The sequence below is a fragment of the Aliikangiella marina genome, from assembly GCF_007004765.1.
Classification (GTDB): domain Bacteria; phylum Pseudomonadota; class Gammaproteobacteria; order Enterobacterales; family Kangiellaceae; genus Aliikangiella; species Aliikangiella marina.
The window spans coordinates 174,193-192,286 of record NZ_VIKR01000003.1; the positions used below are offsets into that span (position 1 = coordinate 174,193).

An 18,094-nucleotide genomic window follows, 5' to 3' on the forward strand; every position below is an offset into this window, starting at 1 on the left:
TAGCAGATTAAAGCAGTTTGTCGCTGGCGGTTTTAGAAACAACAAAGCCACCAACTCGCTGATGTTAAAAGTGATAGAACCTCACTTAAAACCGCGGTTCAAGGTTTTAATGGCGCATTCAGGCACAGGGGAGAGCAGAAACCATGAGAGAAATAGAGGCAAGATTAGTCTCTGGATATCAGATTGCCTCAGGTCTAGCAGATGATTCTCCTTATCCTAGTGGCTCAATCGAACTTCAGATACCTTATTTTAAGCAACTTGGTCTGGATTTGAGCGATTATTATGCTGCGACACTGAATTTGGACATTAGCCCGTATGCCTTTGAAATCCGAGAACCCGATTACTTTTTTCCGCAAGTCAAATGGTATCAAGGGGTTTCTGAGAATTTCTTGTTTGTAGAATGTCGACTAATTCATCTAAAAAAGGCTCATTCTGGCCATATTTATTACCCAGATCCGAAAACAAAACCAGCCCATTTGCATTCTCGTTCGTTAATAGAAGTTATTGCACCATTTATTCCGGGAATCCAAGTTCACGACAAAATGGTTGTAGAGGTTGACGAATCGAAACTGTCCATCTCAATTGCATGATTTAACGAGTCTTTACAAGTGCTGCACAGGTTTTGCAGTGAATCTATGGTATTATTCGCGACACAGAAAAATGGTAATTGCTTCTTGGATGAAAATTAATCTTCCTAATTTTACAAATGCTCGAATTTTAGTGATAGGCGATTTAATGCTCGATCGCTACTGGCACGGTGGTTCTTCCAGAATATCGCCTGAAGCGCCTGTTCAGGTGGTGAATGTGGGCCATATCGAGGAGCGTCCCGGCGGCGCAGGTAATGTTGCTTTGAATATTGCCAGCTTAGGGAGTCAAGCGAAGCTCATTGGTATTACCGGAGACGACGAAGCGGCGAGTAGCCTGCAAACGCGGTTAGAAGCCGCCAATATTGAATGTGATTTTGAGCGAGTTGCAGACGTACCGACTATCACCAAGTTACGGGTTATCTCAAGGCAGCAACAATTAATTCGTCTCGATTTTGAGGAACACTTCAAAGGTCGTGGTACTCAACAAATCACAACTAAATTAGCACGCCATATTGACGGCTGCGGTGCGCTGGTTTTATCCGACTATGCAAAAGGCACTTTGGAAAACGCTCAGTCACTGATTGCTTATGCGCAGAAAAAACAAATTCCTGTCCTCGTTGACCCCAAAGGGACCGACTTTTCTCGTTATCATGGCGCTACCATCGTCACGCCAAACTTGAATGAGTTTGAAGCGGTTGTTGGTCATTGCGAAGATGAAAAAACGCTAGTTCAAAAAGGGACAGAGTTGCTCGAGAAGTACCAATGGCAAGCGCTACTGATAACTCGCGGCGAGCAGGGAATGACTCTGATTCGCAAGGACTATCCGGAATTTCATTTGCCCTCTTTAGCCAGTGAGGTTTTTGATGTCACTGGTGCGGGTGACACCGTTATTGCCGCTCTGGCCAGCGCATTGGCAGCAGGAAGCCCGCTTGAAGAGGCGGTCGCACTGGCAAATATCGCTGCCGGAATTGTTGTTGTTAAGTTGGGTACTGCAACGGTTAGCGCTCATGAAATTCGCCGCAAATTATTAACCCGTGGAGAATCTGGAACGGGGGTAATGAGTCAGCAACAGCTTAAAGTCGTGGTAGAGGAAGCTAAGGCTCATGGTGAAAAAGTCATCATGACCAATGGATGTTTTGACCTTTTACACACGGGCCATGTAACTTATTTAAGGCAAGCTAAAGCGCTTGGAGCAAGACTCATCGTTGCCGTTAATGATGATGATTCTGTCAAGCGCCTCAAGGGTGAAGGAAGACCTGTTAATTCTGTTGATAGGCGGATGTCGGTGCTGGCTGCATTGGGCTCAGTCGATTGGGTTGTCTCGTTTAGTGAGGATACCCCGGCACGATTAATTGAATCGATTATGCCAGATGTCTTAGTCAAGGGTGGTGATTACACGCGAGAACAGATTGCCGGCGCTCAAGCGGTTATGGAAAACGGTGGTGAGGTTGAAGTTTTACCATTTGTGGATGGTGTATCGACGAGCAACATTATTGAGTTTATCAACCAAGCGAGCGAGTCAAAATAAGTTACTGAAAACCTCTCCTGAAATGCAAGTTCAGTTTTTGTATTAACGGCGTATTTTTAGAGTTCTGGATAACGAAGAAAAAATAAAATGTCCTCGCACGAATTGAGTTTAACTAATCGATGGGTGTTAGTCGCAGGCACTGTTTTCGGCCTGTTGTCAGTTATTATTGGGGCATTTGCCGCACATAGTTTAAAAGGCGCATTAAGTAGTTACTCAATCGGTATCTTTGAAACCGCCGCGCGTTATCAAATGTATCATGCGCTTGCGCTTTGTTGCTGCGGGCTAATACTACAAAAGGCCAATTTACCCCTTGGTGCTATAAAACTCTTAAAGCTTACTGCGCTGAGTTTTATAGTTGGCATCCTCTTATTCAGCGGTAGTTTATACTTATTGGCAGTTACCTCAATCAAGTGGTTGGGGATGATTACGCCTATCGGAGGCCTCGGATTGATTATCGGCTGGCTGCTGATGATGATTTCAATTCTAAAAGCTTAGCACTCAAACACCATACTTTTCTGGGCCTTTCACAGGGCTTATTTCTCTGGTCTTAGGGACAATTTGTACTATTCTTAGTGTTGTAAAGTCGATTTAATAACGCGAGAGATACGATTGTGAATGTTAAGCAGTTTCATTTTCACGATGGAGAATGGTTTCCAACACTCCCTCAATCTAATTCAGCACAGCTATTACTCGTTTTTGGTTGTCGTCATGCCTATCGTAAGCAAACGGATAGCGAAACACTTCGTAAAGCTTTCCCTCGGGCGGATATTATCGGTTGTACCACGAGTGGCGAGATCCTTGGTACCGAGGTTTATGATGATTCTCTAGTTGTAAGTGCAATTGAGTTTGAGCAAACTAAAGTTGAAGTAATCAGTGCCAATGTTCGAGAGTTTCAACGAAGTTTTGATGCAGGGATTACGCTTGCTAATGGCTTACTCAAAGACGGTCTTCGCTATGCATTGGTAATCAGTGACGGACAATTGGTTAACGGAACAGAATTAGTAGCTGGTATATCTCAGGGCTTACCGGAAAAAACCTTAATTACGGGTGGCATGGCGGGTGATGCGGAAAAATTTCAAGAAACAGTCGTTTGGCATAACGAAACAGTGGCGCCCGGTGAAATCGTTTTGTGTGGTTTTTATGGTGATTCACTCAAAGTAGGACATGGTACTTTGGGCGGCTGGAGTTCCTTCGGTCCTAATCGTTTTGTTACTCGCTCCGAAGGTAATGTCCTCTTCGAACTTGATGAACAACCGGCACTCGATCTCTACAAAAAATATTTGGGAGAATTCTCCGATCAACTGCCGTCATCGGCACTTCGCTTTCCGTTGAGTTTAAAATTGCCTGGAGACGATGAAGCCGTTGTGCGGACTATACTGTCGATTAATGAAGACGATAAGAGCATGGTTTTTGCGGGAGATATTCCGCAAGGTGCAACTTGCAAGCTTATGAAAGCCAGCTTCGATAGTTTAGTGGATGGTGCCAATGGAGCTGCAGAAGGGGCAGTGACGAGTATTCAATCGGATCATGTCAGCTTTGCATTATTAATTTCTTGCGTAGGGCGAAGGTTGGTTCTTGGTCAGCGCGTATTTGAAGAGCTAGAATCTGTTGAAGATGTGCTTTCTGAAGACTGCCCGTTGAGTGGTTTCTACTCTTACGGCGAAATTTCTCCTTTGCTCAACGGCACTCAATGTCGGTTGCACAACCAAACAATGACAATCACCACTTTAAGCGAAGTCATTGATGCATAAGCTGCTGCTCAGACAGTTAAAACGTAATTACCCCGTTAAAGAGATTCCTGCGGATTTGCAGCCTCTAGTCAATGCGATTAGTGATGCTTATAAAGATTATGATTATGAGCAACAATTGCTAGAGCGCTCCCTCGAGTTAGTTTCAGAAGAGCTGAATCTAAGAAATCTGGAATTAAAACAAAAGTTTCAACAGCTTGAAGAAACTCATCAACAGCTTGCTGAATCAGCTGCAGTCTTAGATGGAATTTTTGACGCTACTGGTGAGGCAATATTTGCATTTGATAGAAAAGGAAGACTGGTTCGTTACAATCAAACAGCAAGAGAAATTCTAAAACTGAAAGAATCCGGCGGCGAATATAGCAAGGGGCATATCGCTTATATGTTTCGTAAAATATTAGCTGATCCGAGTAAGTTCTTACATGAATTAAGGCGCCTAAAATCTTTTCCTAAAAACAACCTGTTTGGTGTGATTGAATTTTCGAATGATAGGCTTTTTGAATATCACTCAACTCCTCAGTTTAGTGGTGAAGAGCTAGTCGGTCGAGTTTGGTGTTTCAGAAACGTGACTCAAATAAAAGAGAATGAAGCGCTTGTTCAATATCAGGCATTTCACGATAGTTTAACGGGACTCCCAAATAGAGTGTTGTTACTCGATCGTATTAATCATTCGATTGCATTAAGTGAGCGAAAAAACGAAATGATCGCATTGTTGTTCATCGATCTTGATCATTTTAAAAAGGTCAATGACACTGAAGGTCATCAAGTTGGCGATGAGTTACTTAAGGAAGTGGCTCAAAGAATTCGTGATTGTTTGCGAGAACATGACACTTTAGCGCGTTTTGGTGGCGATGAGTTTGTTGTTTTGTTGGATAGTGTGAAAAGTTCCCGTATTGCTGCGAAAACTTCTCGTAGGATCATTGACTCGGTTTCTCAGCCTTACGAGATTATGGATAAACATTTCCATATTTCGGCGAGTATCGGCGTGAGTATGTATCCTCGTGATGACACTGAACCCCAGGAGCTTATTCGAAAAGCGGATATGGCAATGTATCATGCGAAGGAACAAGGTCGTAGTAACTATGAGTTTTTTGATAGCCCATTGGAACGGCTCGCTCATTTTCAGTTAGAGCTAGAGAATAAATTAAGGCAGGCGATTGCCAATCAAGAATTAACGGTTTTTTATCAACCACAAGTTGAGACTCAAGGTCAAACGATCAAACGAATGGAAGCGTTATTAAGATGGTTTCCAGTCACAGGTTCTGCGATCTCTCCGGCTGACTTTGTCCCCGTTGCTGAGCGAGCGGGCTTAATTTCTGATGTCGGCTTAATGGTGCTTGAAAAGGTTTGCGAGACTATTGTTAAATGGCGTCAGCTCGGTGCAGGTGATTTTTGTATATCGGTCAATTTGTCCGCACAACAAATTGCAGAGGGGAATTTAGTCGAACATATCGAACGCCTTCTTTCTCAATATAATATAAGCGGTCAATACCTCGAGGTCGAAATAACTGAATCGATATTGATGGAAAATCTCGAGAATGTCACCGCTGTCCTCAATCAGATTAGAGAGTTAGGTATCACGGTGGCCATCGATGATTTTGGTACTGGTTATTCCTCTTTAAAATATTTACAAAAGTTACCGATTGATATTTTAAAAATTGATCGCTCATTCATTAACAATGTTCTTGAAGATAAGAATAAACAATCGATCGTTAACGCAATTGTTTTGCTCGGCCATGGACTCAAATTACAGTTAGTCGCTGAAGGCGCGGAAGATAAACCCACAGTCGATTTTCTGACCGAACTGGGTTGTGAATTTATACAAGGGTTTTATTTTTACAAGCCAATGCCTGCTCAAGAGATTGAACGCATTTTATTTAAACCCGAATAAAAGTATACTCGCTAGTATCACAGCGTTTAATTACAAGTTCCTTATGCCTGAGTACAAAAATAAGTTAAGCCTCATAGCGGGTTGGATGTTGCTGGCGCTAGGTGTGGTGTTGTACATAGTACCGCTATTTTATGAGCTCTTTGGCTTCCACTCTGGCTTAATCGCATTTCTTTTTATTTTTGTTGGAATCACTCTCCTAAAATACCGTAAAGATCAGCTGAACAAATAAAATTATTGATATGGCGGCGATTGACCAATTTAAAAATAACGCGAACATAAAAATGTCTATTAAGTCTGTTTGATTAGAAAGCAGTAATTTGCCTAGCGGTTAAATTTTCTCTTTGTGAGATATCTCTCACGCGGTTGTAGGTAATGTCTGTAAATCGGCTGGGTTTATGACGCTTTCTCGGTAAAGATATTGGTTTATTAGTAAGTTCTAATGTTTTTAAGGTGTTGAATTTAATAGAGATAATGTCAGTTGTTGCAAAGGCATTATTTTTATAGGTAATTTTTAGTTAAGAAAGTGCATTGTTAAATAATCCAGAGAGATTAATCTATCACCAAGCGTTAAGGATAACGCTGGACTTAAAGGACAAACGGAAAAGGAATCCCGATTCAAGGAAAGATGTATAAGGAAATAGCACGGAGCTAAGCTTTCACTGGATGAAGGAAAAGCATATGAGGGTGACTTCGGTCACCCTCAACTATTTTGGGGTTATATTTTTTCCAACCACTCAAATACAACATCGACTAACCATTTAGCATTCACTCGTCTGTATCGCGCTTTCGTTAAAATTACTCTCGGTTCATCGGAGCAGTTGTAAAACCCAAGACAACCACTTTTTATTTGTTAGAATAAGGTCAATTTTAAGCTACTCATTAGTCTAATTGGTCAATTACACAATATGCGCAGGCCAAGTATTCTCAAATGATGAGTAACCGAGAGTCTTAACCGATGGGTCACAGAATAGAGCAATTACTCGAAAACAATCGTCGCTGGGCAGAAGAGTTTGAAGGCGCTCATCCAGGTATATTCGAAAAACTGTCTAAACAACAAAAACCAAAGTTTTTGTGGATTGGTTGCTCTGATAGCCGAGTTCCCGCGAATACAATAATTGGCCTTGATCCGGGTGAAGTCTTTGTCCATCGAAATGTTGCTAATATTGTTCAGCATACCGATTTGAGCGCTCTCTCTGTTCTTGAGTACTCAGTGAATATTCTCAAGGTAAATAATATTATTGTGTGTGGTCACTATGGCTGCGGAGGTATTGCGGCTGCGATTGAAAACACTGAGCATGGATTAGTGGATAATTGGCTTCGCTCAATAAAGGATATTAGGCGCACTCACTACAAACATTTTGGTGAAGTGAGTGATGAAAAAGAAGAGATTGATCTCTTATGTGAGCTTAATGTCGTTCAACAAGTAAGAAATGTTTGCCATACACCGATTATTCAAAACGCCTGGAAAAACGGCCATGAATTGGCGGTACATGGGGTTATCTATGATATAAAAGATGGCATTCTTAAGAGTCTCGATATTACCACCGACTCAATAGAGCAGATTGACCCACTCTATCGCTTTGATGTTGAAAAAAGTTGATGTATTAAGCCTATAGTGACAACTGAGTCTTTTCTCGATCGCCTCATTTAGAAATATTCCCGTTTATTTTATAATATTCGTTGATATTCTTCTTTTTAGTTATTCAGGAATCTCCAAGAATATTTATCTGAATCAAAGGTTTAGATAAATTTCTGAGGAGAAAAATTATGCATTTTGGTGAAAAGCTAAGACAACTGCGAAAAGACAAAGAGTGGACGCAACCACAATTGGCTGAGGCTATTGGGATCGAGCAGTCTTATCTGTCGAAACTTGAAAATGGAAAATCGGCGCCTTCGGCTGACATTTTTCAAATGATTCTCGACGCCTTTCAAGTTGATACGGCATCATTGTTAGAGGATGTTGACAGTTCGGTTGTTCATCGCCAACTCAGACAAGTACCAGAAGTCGCCAACTACCTCAATCAACAGCAACTAGCGAGTTCTCGTAAAAACCGTCGCTGGTTAATTTCCAGCGCATTGATGACAACCTTTGGGATTGTACTAGTTTCTTCTAGTTTTATGGGTTTGATATTTCCAGAACTACAATACAATTACCAATCTAAAGGTATTGTACTTGCCGGAGAATCAAAAGAAATTTTTAGCAACTACCGTCATCAGATGCCGATGAGCCGAGAAGAGCAAGTCAAAATCGACAGGGAAATGACCCAACGCCTTGATGAGGTTTATCGAATCACGGATATTTATCGAGGGGATATTTTTAATGTGCCAGTAGAGGGAGGCTCAAGGACTTTCAGACTGGTTGATACTCGCCATGAAGACAGGATTGAAAACCGATTTTTGAGTGTCTTTGGTATTTTGTTGACGCTGCTAGGCCTGTTTGGATTTGTATTAGAGAAGAAGTTGTTTCCAAGGCGATGAAGCGAGCAAACAAAAAATCTTTGTGGGTGGTTAGGAGTCGCCCACGGGGTCGATTTCAACTCGCCACCTGACTTTTTTGGCGGACGCAAGCGACTCAATATCATTCATTGTTAAACTCAGCAATTGGTGAAGTTGATTTCGGTTAACTGATTGTAAAAAAAGTTGGTAGCGAAACTTGCCGGCCTTTTTCGTATATAGCGCTGGACAAGGACCCAACAGCTCCACTTTCAAGTTACTATAACGATCGAGAATTTGTTTGGTATCTTGCAAAAAGGTTTTTACCGGATCAACAAATGGTGCTTCAGCTTGAAACATGGCCGCAAAACTATGCGGTGGCAGCTCCGCTTCGACTCGTTCTTCAATAGCGGATTCTGCAAAAGTGGCATAGCCTGAGTGGATGATCTGAGACAGCATGGGGTGGTCGCTATGATGAGTTTGGATGATCACTTCACCTGCTTTTGAACTTCGGCCTGTTCTCCCCGATACCTGAGTAATAAGTTGAGCGGCATATTCTGGTGCTCTAAAATCGGCGCTGTATAGCGCGCCGTCCATATCAATCAAACCGACTAAGGTGACGTTTGGAAAATGGTGGCCTTTGGCGAGCATTTGCGTTCCGATTAAAATATCAATCTCGCCGCCTTTTATCGCGTCAACATAATCATTCATTGCAGATTTTCTGCGAGTCGTATCTCTATCTATACGTGCAATTTTAGCATCGGGAAAAAGCGCCGTAACTGCTTCTGCCAGTCGCTCAGTGCCTAATCCAACGGGAACCACTTGCTCGCTTTGACACTGCGGACACTGTGTGGGGGCTTTCCGGTTAGAACCACAATGATGACACTGTAGGTAGTGGCTCTGATGGTGATAGGTATAGTGAATATCACATCGTTGACACAGGCTACTCCAACCGCATTCATGACAGAGTAATACGGGGGCGTAACCGCGACGGTTGAGGAAGAGTAAAACCTGGCTTTTGGCATCGAGGTGATGACGTATGCCCGCAATGAGATCGCGCGACAAACCATTGATGAGTGACTGTTTTTTTAAGTCGATTATGCGAAATTTCACATCAGTTTGAGATTGTGCTTTTTCAGTCAAATCAAGTCTTCTAACTTTATTTTTATCAACATTGATTAAAGACTCGAGAGATGGTGAGGCGCTGCCTAATACGACTGGAATGTTTTCAAAGCTTGCTCTCACCATAGCAACGTCGCGTGCTGAATAGCGAAAGCCTTGTTGTTGACGAAAGCTTTGATCATGCTCTTCATCAATGATAATTATTCCCGGAGAAAATAGCTCACTAAACAGTGCTGAGCGAGTACCAATGATTATTTGTGCGTCGCCACTTTTAGCTTGAAGCCAATTTTGTAACCGCTGTTGGTCTGTAAGGCCAGAATGCAGAACGACGATATTTACATTAAATCTATCTTTAAATCGTTTGAGGGTTTGCGGTGTTAAGCCAATTTCTGGTACTAAAACTAGCGCTTGCTTTCCTTGTAAAATCACTTGTTCAATCAGTCTAAGATAAACCTCGGTTTTACCTGATGCGGTTACACCGAATAACAGAAAAGTTTGGTACTGTTCAAGTGATTGACTGATTGCTTGAATGGCTTTAGTTTGTTGTTCAGTTAGCACTAAATTGTTGGGTAAGTTGGTTATCTGGTCATGGGCGATTGGTAACGCATCGATAAAGTCTCTTAACACCCAGTTCTTTCCGGCGAGCGTTTTTAAGGTAGTATATTGGATATCATAATCAGCAAGCCTACTATGGAGAATGCCGTGTCGGTTCTCATTCAGTTTCGCTAACGTCAGCTTTTGTTTAATTGCATTTTTCGCTACTTGATTACCTGCCAAAGCTTCGCGGCCTTGTTGTGTGATTTGCCAGATACTATCGCGTGAACGTTCTGCAGGTTTTCCTTTAGCGAGTTCGCTCGGCAAAATGGTTTGCCAAATTTCGCCAGGGGGGGCGTGATAGTACTTTTCCATCCACTGATATAATTTTAAAAGGGACGGGCCAAAGAGACTTTGCTCATCGAGAATGCTCGTTATAAATTTTAATTTCTCGACTGGCAAATCACCGTGATAATCTTCAAACGAGGAAATGGCAAGGATAACGCCAGTTTTGGTTTGCTTGCCAAAAGGCACGGTAACTCGCTGGCCAACTTGTGGTGGTATTGGATAATCCGCCGCTAAGCGATACTCGAACAAACGCCTCAGCGGCACATTGACTGCGACGCTGATAACTTTTTCATGATTTGTTGTGGAGCCGTTAGGTTTCGACAAGATTAATAAACTCTGAGTTTTTCTCGGCTGTCAAAGTGGCCAGCTATTGTGCTTTAAGGATATAGATTTCTCAAGCGTTAGCTGAGTGGAATTTTCTCCAGTGGTAACTGAACATCCCTAATCTTAATATGATTTGTCAATCAACTACTTGGTGTTTTAAACGTTAATGTGCTTGCTAACCCTGCGGTTTTAGTGACTTGAAATGAGTGACTGTGCCTCGCACTATAACATTAAGTAATAGGTTAATGTTTAAAACGGGCTTATAATCCGCAGACTTTGTGGTTCGGCGTCACTTGAACTAGACTTTTGGATAATTAAATAATCAGCTTAAGCTGAGTGTGAAGGAAATTAAGAATCGACTATGACAACACCTAATAAAGGCAGTAGACCACTTTATATCCGATATGCGGGGCCGGTTCTGCTGGAAACCCCTTTACTCAATAAAGGCAGCGCTTTTACAGTAGAAGAGCGCCAAGCTTTCAATCTGGAAGGTTTGTTGCCCTCTAAAATCGAATCGATAGATGAACAGGCCGACCGCGCTTACCAGCAGTTTTCTGCCTTCGAAGATGATTTAGATAAACATGTTTATCTGCGGAATATTCAAGATACTAATGAAACGCTTTATTTCAAGCTTATTAATAACCACTTGGTGGAAATGATGCCGATCATTTACACGCCAACAGTTGGTTTAGCTTGTCAGAAGTTTTCACAAATCTATCGACGTAAAAGAGGGCTATTCATCACTTATCCTGACCGCGACAGAATTGATGATATGCTACAAAACGCGACTAAACAGAATGTTAAAGTTATCGTAGTGACTGATAGTGAGCGAATTTTAGGGTTGGGAGACCAAGGCATCGGCGGAATGGGGATTCCAATTGGTAAGTTAGCGCTCTATTCATCTTGTGGCGGAATCAGTCCTGCTTACACCTTACCCGTTGCGCTCGATGTTGGAACCAATAATCAAGAACTATTAGATGACCCCTTGTATATGGGGTGGCGTCATAATCGCATAGAAGGTGAGGAATACTTCGCGTTCGTCGATCAATTTATTCAAAGTGTTCGTCGTCGCTGGCCTAATGCTTTGATTCAATTTGAAGATTTTGCGCAAGCAAATGCAACGCCATTGTTAAAAAAGTATCAAGATAAACTGTGCTGTTTTAATGATGATATTCAAGGGACGGCTGCGGTCACTGTTGGAACTTTACTCGCTGCTTGCCATTCACAAGGCACGTCACTTAAAGACCACCGTGTTGTTTTTGTTGGTGCGGGATCCGCGGGTTGTGGGATTGCTGAACAAATAATCGACCACATGGTGGCGGATGGCATTTCTGAAACACAAGCGATCAGCCAGATATTCTTGACGAGTAGTAAAGGCTTGTTGACCGACGATCTACCACTCAGGGATTTTCAGCAAAAATTTGCTAAAAAGAAGTCTGATGTTGCTGAATGGAGCAGTAGTGGTGACAAAATTAGTTTGCTTGATTTAGTTAAAGCTAGCAAGCCGACTATTTTGATCGGGGTATCCGGCGTGGCTGGTTTAATCAGCGAAGAAGTTGTCAAATCGATGTATGAAAGTTGCGAAAAGCCAATTGTGTTGCCACTTTCTAATCCAACTTCAAAAGTCGAAGCCTTGCCAAAAGATGTCATCGCTTGGACTGAAGGCAATGCAATTGTTGCCACAGGTAGTCCGTTTGAACCTGTCGATTACCAAGGCAAGTCATATCCTATCGCACAATGCAATAATAGCTATATTTTCCCAGGCGTGGGATTGGGTGTTATCGCCAGTGGAGCGACCCGAGTGACAGATGAGATGTTTATGACTTCGAGCGAAGCGTTAGCCGCTTGTTCACCCTTGGTCAAAGGCGAAAATGCTAATTTGCTCCCTGATTTGGGCGATATCCGTGAGGTAAGCAAATATATCGCGGTACAAGTTGGTCTCAAGGCTATGGAGCAGGGGGTTGCCACTAAGGTCGAGGCGTCCGTACTTGAAGCCGCTGTCGAGAAAAACTATTGGATGCCGGAATATCGCAGCTATCGCCGCACTTCTTTTTAGTGCGCGTTAAGCTCTCCAGCCTGAATTGCGAGAAATAAAAAAAGACGCCCTAAGGCGTCTTTTTTTGTATTCGCTTTGAAGTCACAATTACTTCTTAAGTGAACGTGCACCGAAACGCTTACGGAATCTATCAACACGACCACCAGTATCAACCATTTTTTGCTTACCAGTATAAAATGGATGGCAAGCTGAACATACGTCCAGGCTGATGTCTTTACATAAAGTTGAACCAACTTCAACTTTATTACCACAGCTGCAAGTCGCAGTTATGGTCTCATATTTTGGATGGATATCTGCTTTCATGATATTTACTCTTACTTACTGTGCATCGCCATTTGAGCCCTCTATACCCTCTAAGGGTTTTGATTTTGGTCAAACACCATACACCATTTAATGGGACGGGCGATCATACCGATCAAGTAATGCCTTTGCAAGCCCTATTAATTAAGGGATTTCGCTAAATGATAATAACTGGTTGGAGGAGTCATTGAATTCCAATAGAATGGTCGGTATGCAACTAGAAATAGATTTGAAAATTGTTAAAAAATCATAGAGTTACGGCCAAAGATGGGGTTTCAGCGGAAATACTTCTCAGCGAGGTAGAATCATCGCAGCAGCCAATTGTCATTTGTTTGCCCGCAATGGGAGTGTCTGCGCGCAACTACAGAAAACTTGCTGAAGCACTAGTTAGCGAAGGATTAGCATGTGGGCTGTTTGAGATACGAGGCTTGGGTTCATCAAGTGTGCGGGCGTCACGCGCTATCGACTATGGTTATCACGAAATTCTTAACCTCGACCTGCCTGCAACGATTGAGTTTGTCAAACAGCTTCACCCGAGTAATCCCATTTACTTAGTGGGTCATTCGATCGGTGGTCAATTTGGGCTGTTATACATGGCTGAAAATCAACATCAAATTAGTGGTTTAGTAGGGGTTGCAACGGGGTTACCGCATTATAAACGATGGCCTTTCCCCAAAAGTGTTGGTCTTTGGGTTGGTGCTAAGCTAGTAAGAATAATTGCCAATATCGTTGGCTACTATCCAGGAAAAAAACTCGGCTTTGCAGGACGCGAATCAAAGCAAGTGATGAGTGATTGGTCTTATTCGGTGGTTAAAGGAGACTATCGAATTGCTGGTCAACCGCATCAAATCAATTTAATAAAGAATAATCATCAATCCGCAGCGCTTATTTTAACGATTGAAAAAGATTGGATGGCGCCGCCTCATAGTGCGAAACATTTAGGTGATAAACTTTCACCGGCGAAGGTTGATTATCACCATCTCAATGAGCGCGATTTTAATGATGATTCGCTCGGACATTTTAACTGGATGCAAGAACCTCAACCTATCGCCAAAAAAGTCGCCGAATGGATTAAAGACCGCTAAAAGTAAAAAAAATTTTTATCTTCCCTTGAATCTAAAATATGCGTTCCCATATTACTATTAACAGCAACGAAACACTGTAACCGGTTAAAGTTTTTGTTCAGAATAATTGTTAATTTTATTTTAAATTTCTGAGGAGATTCTTATGAATATGTTACGTATCAATCCATTTAAAGAGTTGGATTCTTTTTTTGATGTGCAGCGTCGAGCGTTAGCCGATAGAGATGCATCGTTTTCGAAAGATTGGTCACCGAGAGTCGATATCGTTGAAAGCGATGAGAGCTTTGTTATAAAAGCGGAATTGGCGGGTATTCCTAAAGAAGATATTAAGGTCGAAGTGGATAACAAAATTTTGACCTTAAGTGGTGAGAGAAAGTCTGAAGTGACTGATGAAAAACACCATCGAGTAGAAAGATTTTATGGGAGTTTTTCGCGCAGTTTCTCGTTACCTGAAACCATCGACGAAGCGAATATTAAAGCTGAGAGTAAAGATGGAATTTTAACCTTAACTTTACCCAAACAGGCACCACAAGAAACACTGAAGAAAATTGAGATTCATTAATCAAAAGTAACTCAAAAAGCCGGTCCTACGATCGGCTTTTTATTTAGTAACTAAATATAAATTGAACTAGGCAAAATAGTTTGGTGGACTATAATGAATCACCTTTTTTACACGCATATTTAAGTGAAAAATTTGTCTAATAAAATTCTAGGGTTGAGTGCCTTTCTGCTTTTTTTTCCAGCAACTCCGTTGAGTGCTTCAGAAAATAACGATGAGGCTAACACTAATGAGCCAGTGCTTGTGATAACTGCACAACGGGTCCAATCTGATTTAGCGGAATTACCGAATAACTCGAGTATCCTAACTGACTCTGAAATTGCCGATATTTCACATATTCATATTAATGAGGCACTGGCCCGAATACCGGGTACTTGGATTAGTCGAGGCAACGGTCAAGAGCACCTTACAGCAATCCGCTCTCCTGTTTTTACGGGGCCCGGTTCCTGCGGTGAGTTCTTAACTTTAGAAGATGGTATTCCTGTTAGGGGGAAAGGGTTTTGTAACGTCAATCAACTCTTCGATTTGAATACTGAGCAAGCAGGACGTATAGAAGTTGTAAGAGGAACAAATTCTGCTCTCTATGGCTCGGATGCTATTCACGGGTTAATTAATGTTTTAACACCATCACCGAAAGACGGTTTCTTAGATGGCAGTCTAGAAATCGGCCCCAATGATTACTGGCGCCTCAAACGTTCGTTAAAAAGTCATGGCGATCACTATGATTTTTTATTTAATGTCAATCTTGCTCAGGATGGCGGGTATAAAGAAAGCTCTGGATATGATCAACAAAAGGTTTCATTACGTCACCAAGTAGAGCTCGGTCGTTTATTGGTTGATACCGTATTAAATGCAAGTAACCTTGATCAAGAAACCGCTGGATTCTTGCAGCAAGGTGAAGATGCCTATAAAAATCCACTTTTTCAACGAACCAATCAGTTTCCAGAAGCTTATCGAGATGCACGGTCTGTCCGACTCCATTCCAAAATTACGAGTGCACCCATCGATAACTACTCTTGGCAGCTGACGCCATACTGGCGAACAAATAAGATGGAATTCCTGATGCACTTTCTTCCGGGTCAACCAATTGAAGAAAATGGTCATGATAGTTTTGGTATCCGTTGGCAAGGAGCAATCGAACAAGACGACACGACTTGGGTTTTCGGTGCTGAAAGCGAATTAACAGACGCTTACTTGAGACAATATCAACCGAACCCAACTGACTCAGGTTCCGCCTTTCTTGATGGTGTATTACCTCAAGGACAGCACTATGATTATCAAGTCGATGCTCAGTCTATCGCTATCTATGCCAATTGGAATAAACAACTTAATCAAGACTGGTCGTTGCTTGTTGGTGGACGATTCGATTACTTAGAGTATGACTACGACAACTTGATGCTAGATGGAAACTCTCGTGATGATGGCACGGCTTGTGGCTTTGGCGGATGTCGATACACACGCCCCGGGGACCGTCGAGATAGTTTCGACGACTTTTCAATGACGGTTTCTTTGGGGTATCAAACAAGCAACAATCTATTTAGTTACCTAAAACTTGATCAAGGTTTTCGAGTGCCTCAAGCAACCGAACTCTATCGATTGCAGAATGGCCAGCTTGTTTCCGAGGTTGACTCGCAATCCGCTCGATCGATTGAGGTGGGCTTAAGAAATATGCCCTCTGAAAATTTTTGGGAAGTTAATCTGTTCTCGATGACAAAAAGCGATGTCATATTTCAAAATAGCGATAGAGAAATCGTTACAGGCGCTAAAACGAGCCATAAGGGCATAGAATTTTCAATAAGACGTAAACTTTCTGAACACTGGAAGCTACAAAGTAATATTGCCTATGCGCAACATCGTTATGAGAATAACGTTGATTTGCGTGGCATAGGTGATGTGCAGATCAAAGGTAACGACATTGATACCGCTCCTGAATTACTTGCCAGTGCACAATTGATTTGGCAATTGCCTAATCAAATGCGCGCTGAGCTAGAGTGGGTACATATAGATGAGTATTATACCAATCCTGAAAACACTCGTGATTATGAAGGTCATGACTTGCTGAACCTCAGGTTCCGTTATCAGTGGAACCAAGACTGGTCAAGTGTCGTTAGGCTGACGAATCTAACGGATGAGCTTTATGCAGAGCGGGCCGATTTCGCTTTTGGCAATGACCGTTATTTTGTCGGAGAACCACGCTCGATATTTTTTGCCATTGAAGGACATATTGATTAATCCTGAAACACAGGCAAAAGTGGTTTAAGAGAATATCAATTGAAATGCACTTTGATCAATTAGATGATTTTCAGAGGAGCATTATCGATGACCATCAGGCTTTTGTTTTTTGCTTTAGTATTGATAAACGGCAATATTGATGCCGCCGAGTTTTCTATTGAAACAATCGAGTTTCAAAGCCGCCAAGTAAGATTAACCGGTTCAATCGTAGCACCCACTAAGCGCTCACCGATTGCCGCAGTCGTTTTTGTCCATGGCTCGGGCCCTCAGAAAAGAAATCTGTATTGGGCTAAGCGATTTGCGGATAACGGTATTATTACTTTAGTCTACGACAAACGAGGGGTTGGCGAGTCGGGTGGCGTTTACGAAAGTCAACAAAGCGTGAGTGAAAAAAATATTAATTTATTAGCGGATGATGCGCTTGCCGCTTTTGAAGCGCTTAGAAAGCACCCTACAACGCAAGGCCTTGCCCTAGGCTATACTGGAATTAGTCAAGCGGGTTGGATTGTGCCTATTGCGGCAGAAAAGAGTGGTCAACTCGACTTTATCGCGCTTTGGAGTGCGCCAGTGTGCAAAGTAAGCGAGGAAGATATTTTTAGCCGATATACAGCTGACAGAGATGGTGTTGATGCTGGTGGCCGGGTTCCGAGCTTTCAAGAAGCCTTAAATGCGCGTACTGAAAAATATCGCTGGCCCAAGTTTTTGGGTAAAGACTCGAATCCCAGTGATCATTTACAGCATTTGGATGTGCCTGGCCTGTGGATTTTTGGTGGCAGAGATGGAAGTATCCCCGTAGATTTGTCTATCCAAAGACTCGATCGGTTATCTGAGGCTGGACATGAATACGAATATATACTTTATTCGCACTTAGGGCATAATAATATGCCCAAGACTTTTGAATCCGTTGTAAGCTGGATCAAACGAATCGTTCATTGAATTTAAAATCGGTAACACTTTGGAATCTGTCGATGTGGGCTAAATATAAATTTCATCGAGCGCAAAACTTCATTGACATCAAAGTCAGTGGCCCGTTTTCGAAACGCGAAATTCTCGAGCTGATCGAAGAAATCTATGCTTCCAATGATTATACGCCGGAGGTAAACGAAATATGGGACGTCTCCGAGTGTAAGGAAGCGCTTGTCTTTTGCAATGATTTGTTAGAGATCGCCAAGCGAGAGCAGAGTGTTCGTTATGTTGAGCGAGGCGTTAAAAGTGCTCATGTTGTTTCCGACCCGTGCACTCGACAATCTATGCGAGACTATTTGTTACTTGCAAAAGAGGTTGGCTATGAGTCGCGGATATTTGACAACTATCAAGAGGCTTTAGCGTGGATCATCAGCAAGCCTTGAT

At 42.3% G+C, this 18,094-nt stretch carries 15 protein-coding genes; 13 read left to right on the top strand and 2 right to left on the bottom strand.

Going from position 1 to position 18,094, the window contains the following annotated elements:
* Positions 1 to 143 precede the first annotated feature (143 nt).
* From FLL45_RS12670 to FLL45_RS12700, 7 genes are all read left to right on the top strand, one after another.
* A complete protein-coding gene (locus FLL45_RS12670) occupies positions 144 to 590 on the top strand; it encodes a hypothetical protein (protein WP_142942425.1) in 447 nt (148 codons plus the stop codon).
* Between the two features lie 88 nt (positions 591 to 678).
* Positions 679 to 2,115 (top strand): bifunctional D-glycero-beta-D-manno-heptose-7-phosphate kinase/D-glycero-beta-D-manno-heptose 1-phosphate adenylyltransferase HldE, encoded by a 1,437-nt coding sequence (gene hldE / locus FLL45_RS12675; protein ID WP_142942426.1) that lies wholly within the window; start codon positions 679 to 681, stop codon positions 2,113 to 2,115.
* A gap of 87 nt (positions 2,116 to 2,202) precedes the next feature.
* Positions 2,203 to 2,610 (top strand): DUF423 domain-containing protein, encoded by a 408-nt coding sequence (locus tag FLL45_RS12680; protein WP_142942427.1) that lies wholly within the window; start codon positions 2,203 to 2,205, stop codon positions 2,608 to 2,610.
* Between the two features lie 116 nt (positions 2,611 to 2,726).
* A complete protein-coding gene (locus FLL45_RS12685; RefSeq protein WP_142942428.1) occupies positions 2,727 to 3,866 on the top strand; it encodes an FIST signal transduction protein in 1,140 nt (379 codons plus the stop codon).
* Positions 3,859 to 5,754, top strand: a complete 1,896-nt coding sequence (locus FLL45_RS12690; RefSeq protein WP_142942429.1) for a putative bifunctional diguanylate cyclase/phosphodiesterase — start codon at positions 3,859 to 3,861, stop codon at positions 5,752 to 5,754. Before FLL45_RS12685 ends, FLL45_RS12690 begins: the two co-directional genes overlap by 8 nt.
* A gap of 955 nt (positions 5,755 to 6,709) precedes the next feature.
* A complete protein-coding gene (gene can / locus FLL45_RS12695; protein WP_142942430.1) occupies positions 6,710 to 7,354 on the top strand; it encodes a carbonate dehydratase in 645 nt (214 codons plus the stop codon).
* 167 nt (positions 7,355 to 7,521) lie between these two features.
* The gene (locus FLL45_RS12700) at positions 7,522 to 8,232 is read left to right on the top strand and encodes a helix-turn-helix domain-containing protein (RefSeq protein ID WP_142942431.1); all 711 of its coding nucleotides are present in this window, start codon (positions 7,522 to 7,524) and stop codon (positions 8,230 to 8,232) included.
* Positions 8,233 to 8,262: 30 nt separating this feature from the next.
* On the opposite strand, the gene priA is transcribed toward FLL45_RS12700, so the two are convergent.
* A complete protein-coding gene (gene priA / locus FLL45_RS12705; protein WP_185964444.1) occupies positions 8,263 to 10,515 on the bottom strand; it encodes a primosomal protein N' in 2,253 nt (750 codons plus the stop codon).
* A gap of 361 nt (positions 10,516 to 10,876) precedes the next feature.
* Between priA and FLL45_RS12710 the strand changes: the two genes are divergently transcribed.
* Entirely contained in the window at positions 10,877 to 12,571 is a 1,695-nt protein-coding gene (locus FLL45_RS12710; RefSeq protein ID WP_142942433.1) for an NAD-dependent malic enzyme, read from the top strand.
* A gap of 87 nt (positions 12,572 to 12,658) precedes the next feature.
* Here the strand turns inward: FLL45_RS12710 and rpmE are convergent, their stop codons facing one another.
* Entirely contained in the window at positions 12,659 to 12,874 is a 216-nt protein-coding gene (gene rpmE, locus FLL45_RS12715) for a 50S ribosomal protein L31 (RefSeq protein WP_142942434.1), read from the bottom strand.
* Between the two features lie 233 nt (positions 12,875 to 13,107).
* On the opposite strand from rpmE, the gene FLL45_RS12720 reads away from it, so the two are divergent.
* From FLL45_RS12720 to FLL45_RS12740, 5 genes are all read left to right on the top strand, one after another.
* Complete coding sequence (locus FLL45_RS12720) at positions 13,108 to 13,956, top strand: alpha/beta hydrolase family protein (RefSeq protein WP_142942435.1); 849 nt, start codon at positions 13,108 to 13,110, stop codon at positions 13,954 to 13,956.
* 142 nt (positions 13,957 to 14,098) lie between these two features.
* Positions 14,099 to 14,515, top strand: coding sequence for an Hsp20/alpha crystallin family protein (locus tag FLL45_RS12725; protein ID WP_142942436.1), 417 nt, complete (start codon positions 14,099 to 14,101; stop codon positions 14,513 to 14,515).
* A gap of 132 nt (positions 14,516 to 14,647) precedes the next feature.
* Positions 14,648 to 16,744 (top strand): TonB-dependent receptor, encoded by a 2,097-nt coding sequence (locus FLL45_RS12730; RefSeq protein WP_185964445.1) that lies wholly within the window; start codon positions 14,648 to 14,650, stop codon positions 16,742 to 16,744.
* An 87-nt stretch (positions 16,745 to 16,831) separates the two neighbouring features.
* Positions 16,832 to 17,680, top strand: coding sequence for an alpha/beta hydrolase family protein (locus FLL45_RS12735; protein ID WP_185964446.1), 849 nt, complete (start codon positions 16,832 to 16,834; stop codon positions 17,678 to 17,680).
* A complete protein-coding gene (locus FLL45_RS12740; RefSeq protein WP_142942439.1) occupies positions 17,677 to 18,093 on the top strand; it encodes a hypothetical protein in 417 nt (138 codons plus the stop codon). The genes FLL45_RS12735 and FLL45_RS12740 overlap by 4 nt, the downstream gene beginning before the upstream one ends.
* Position 18,094: the final 1 nt, after the last annotated feature.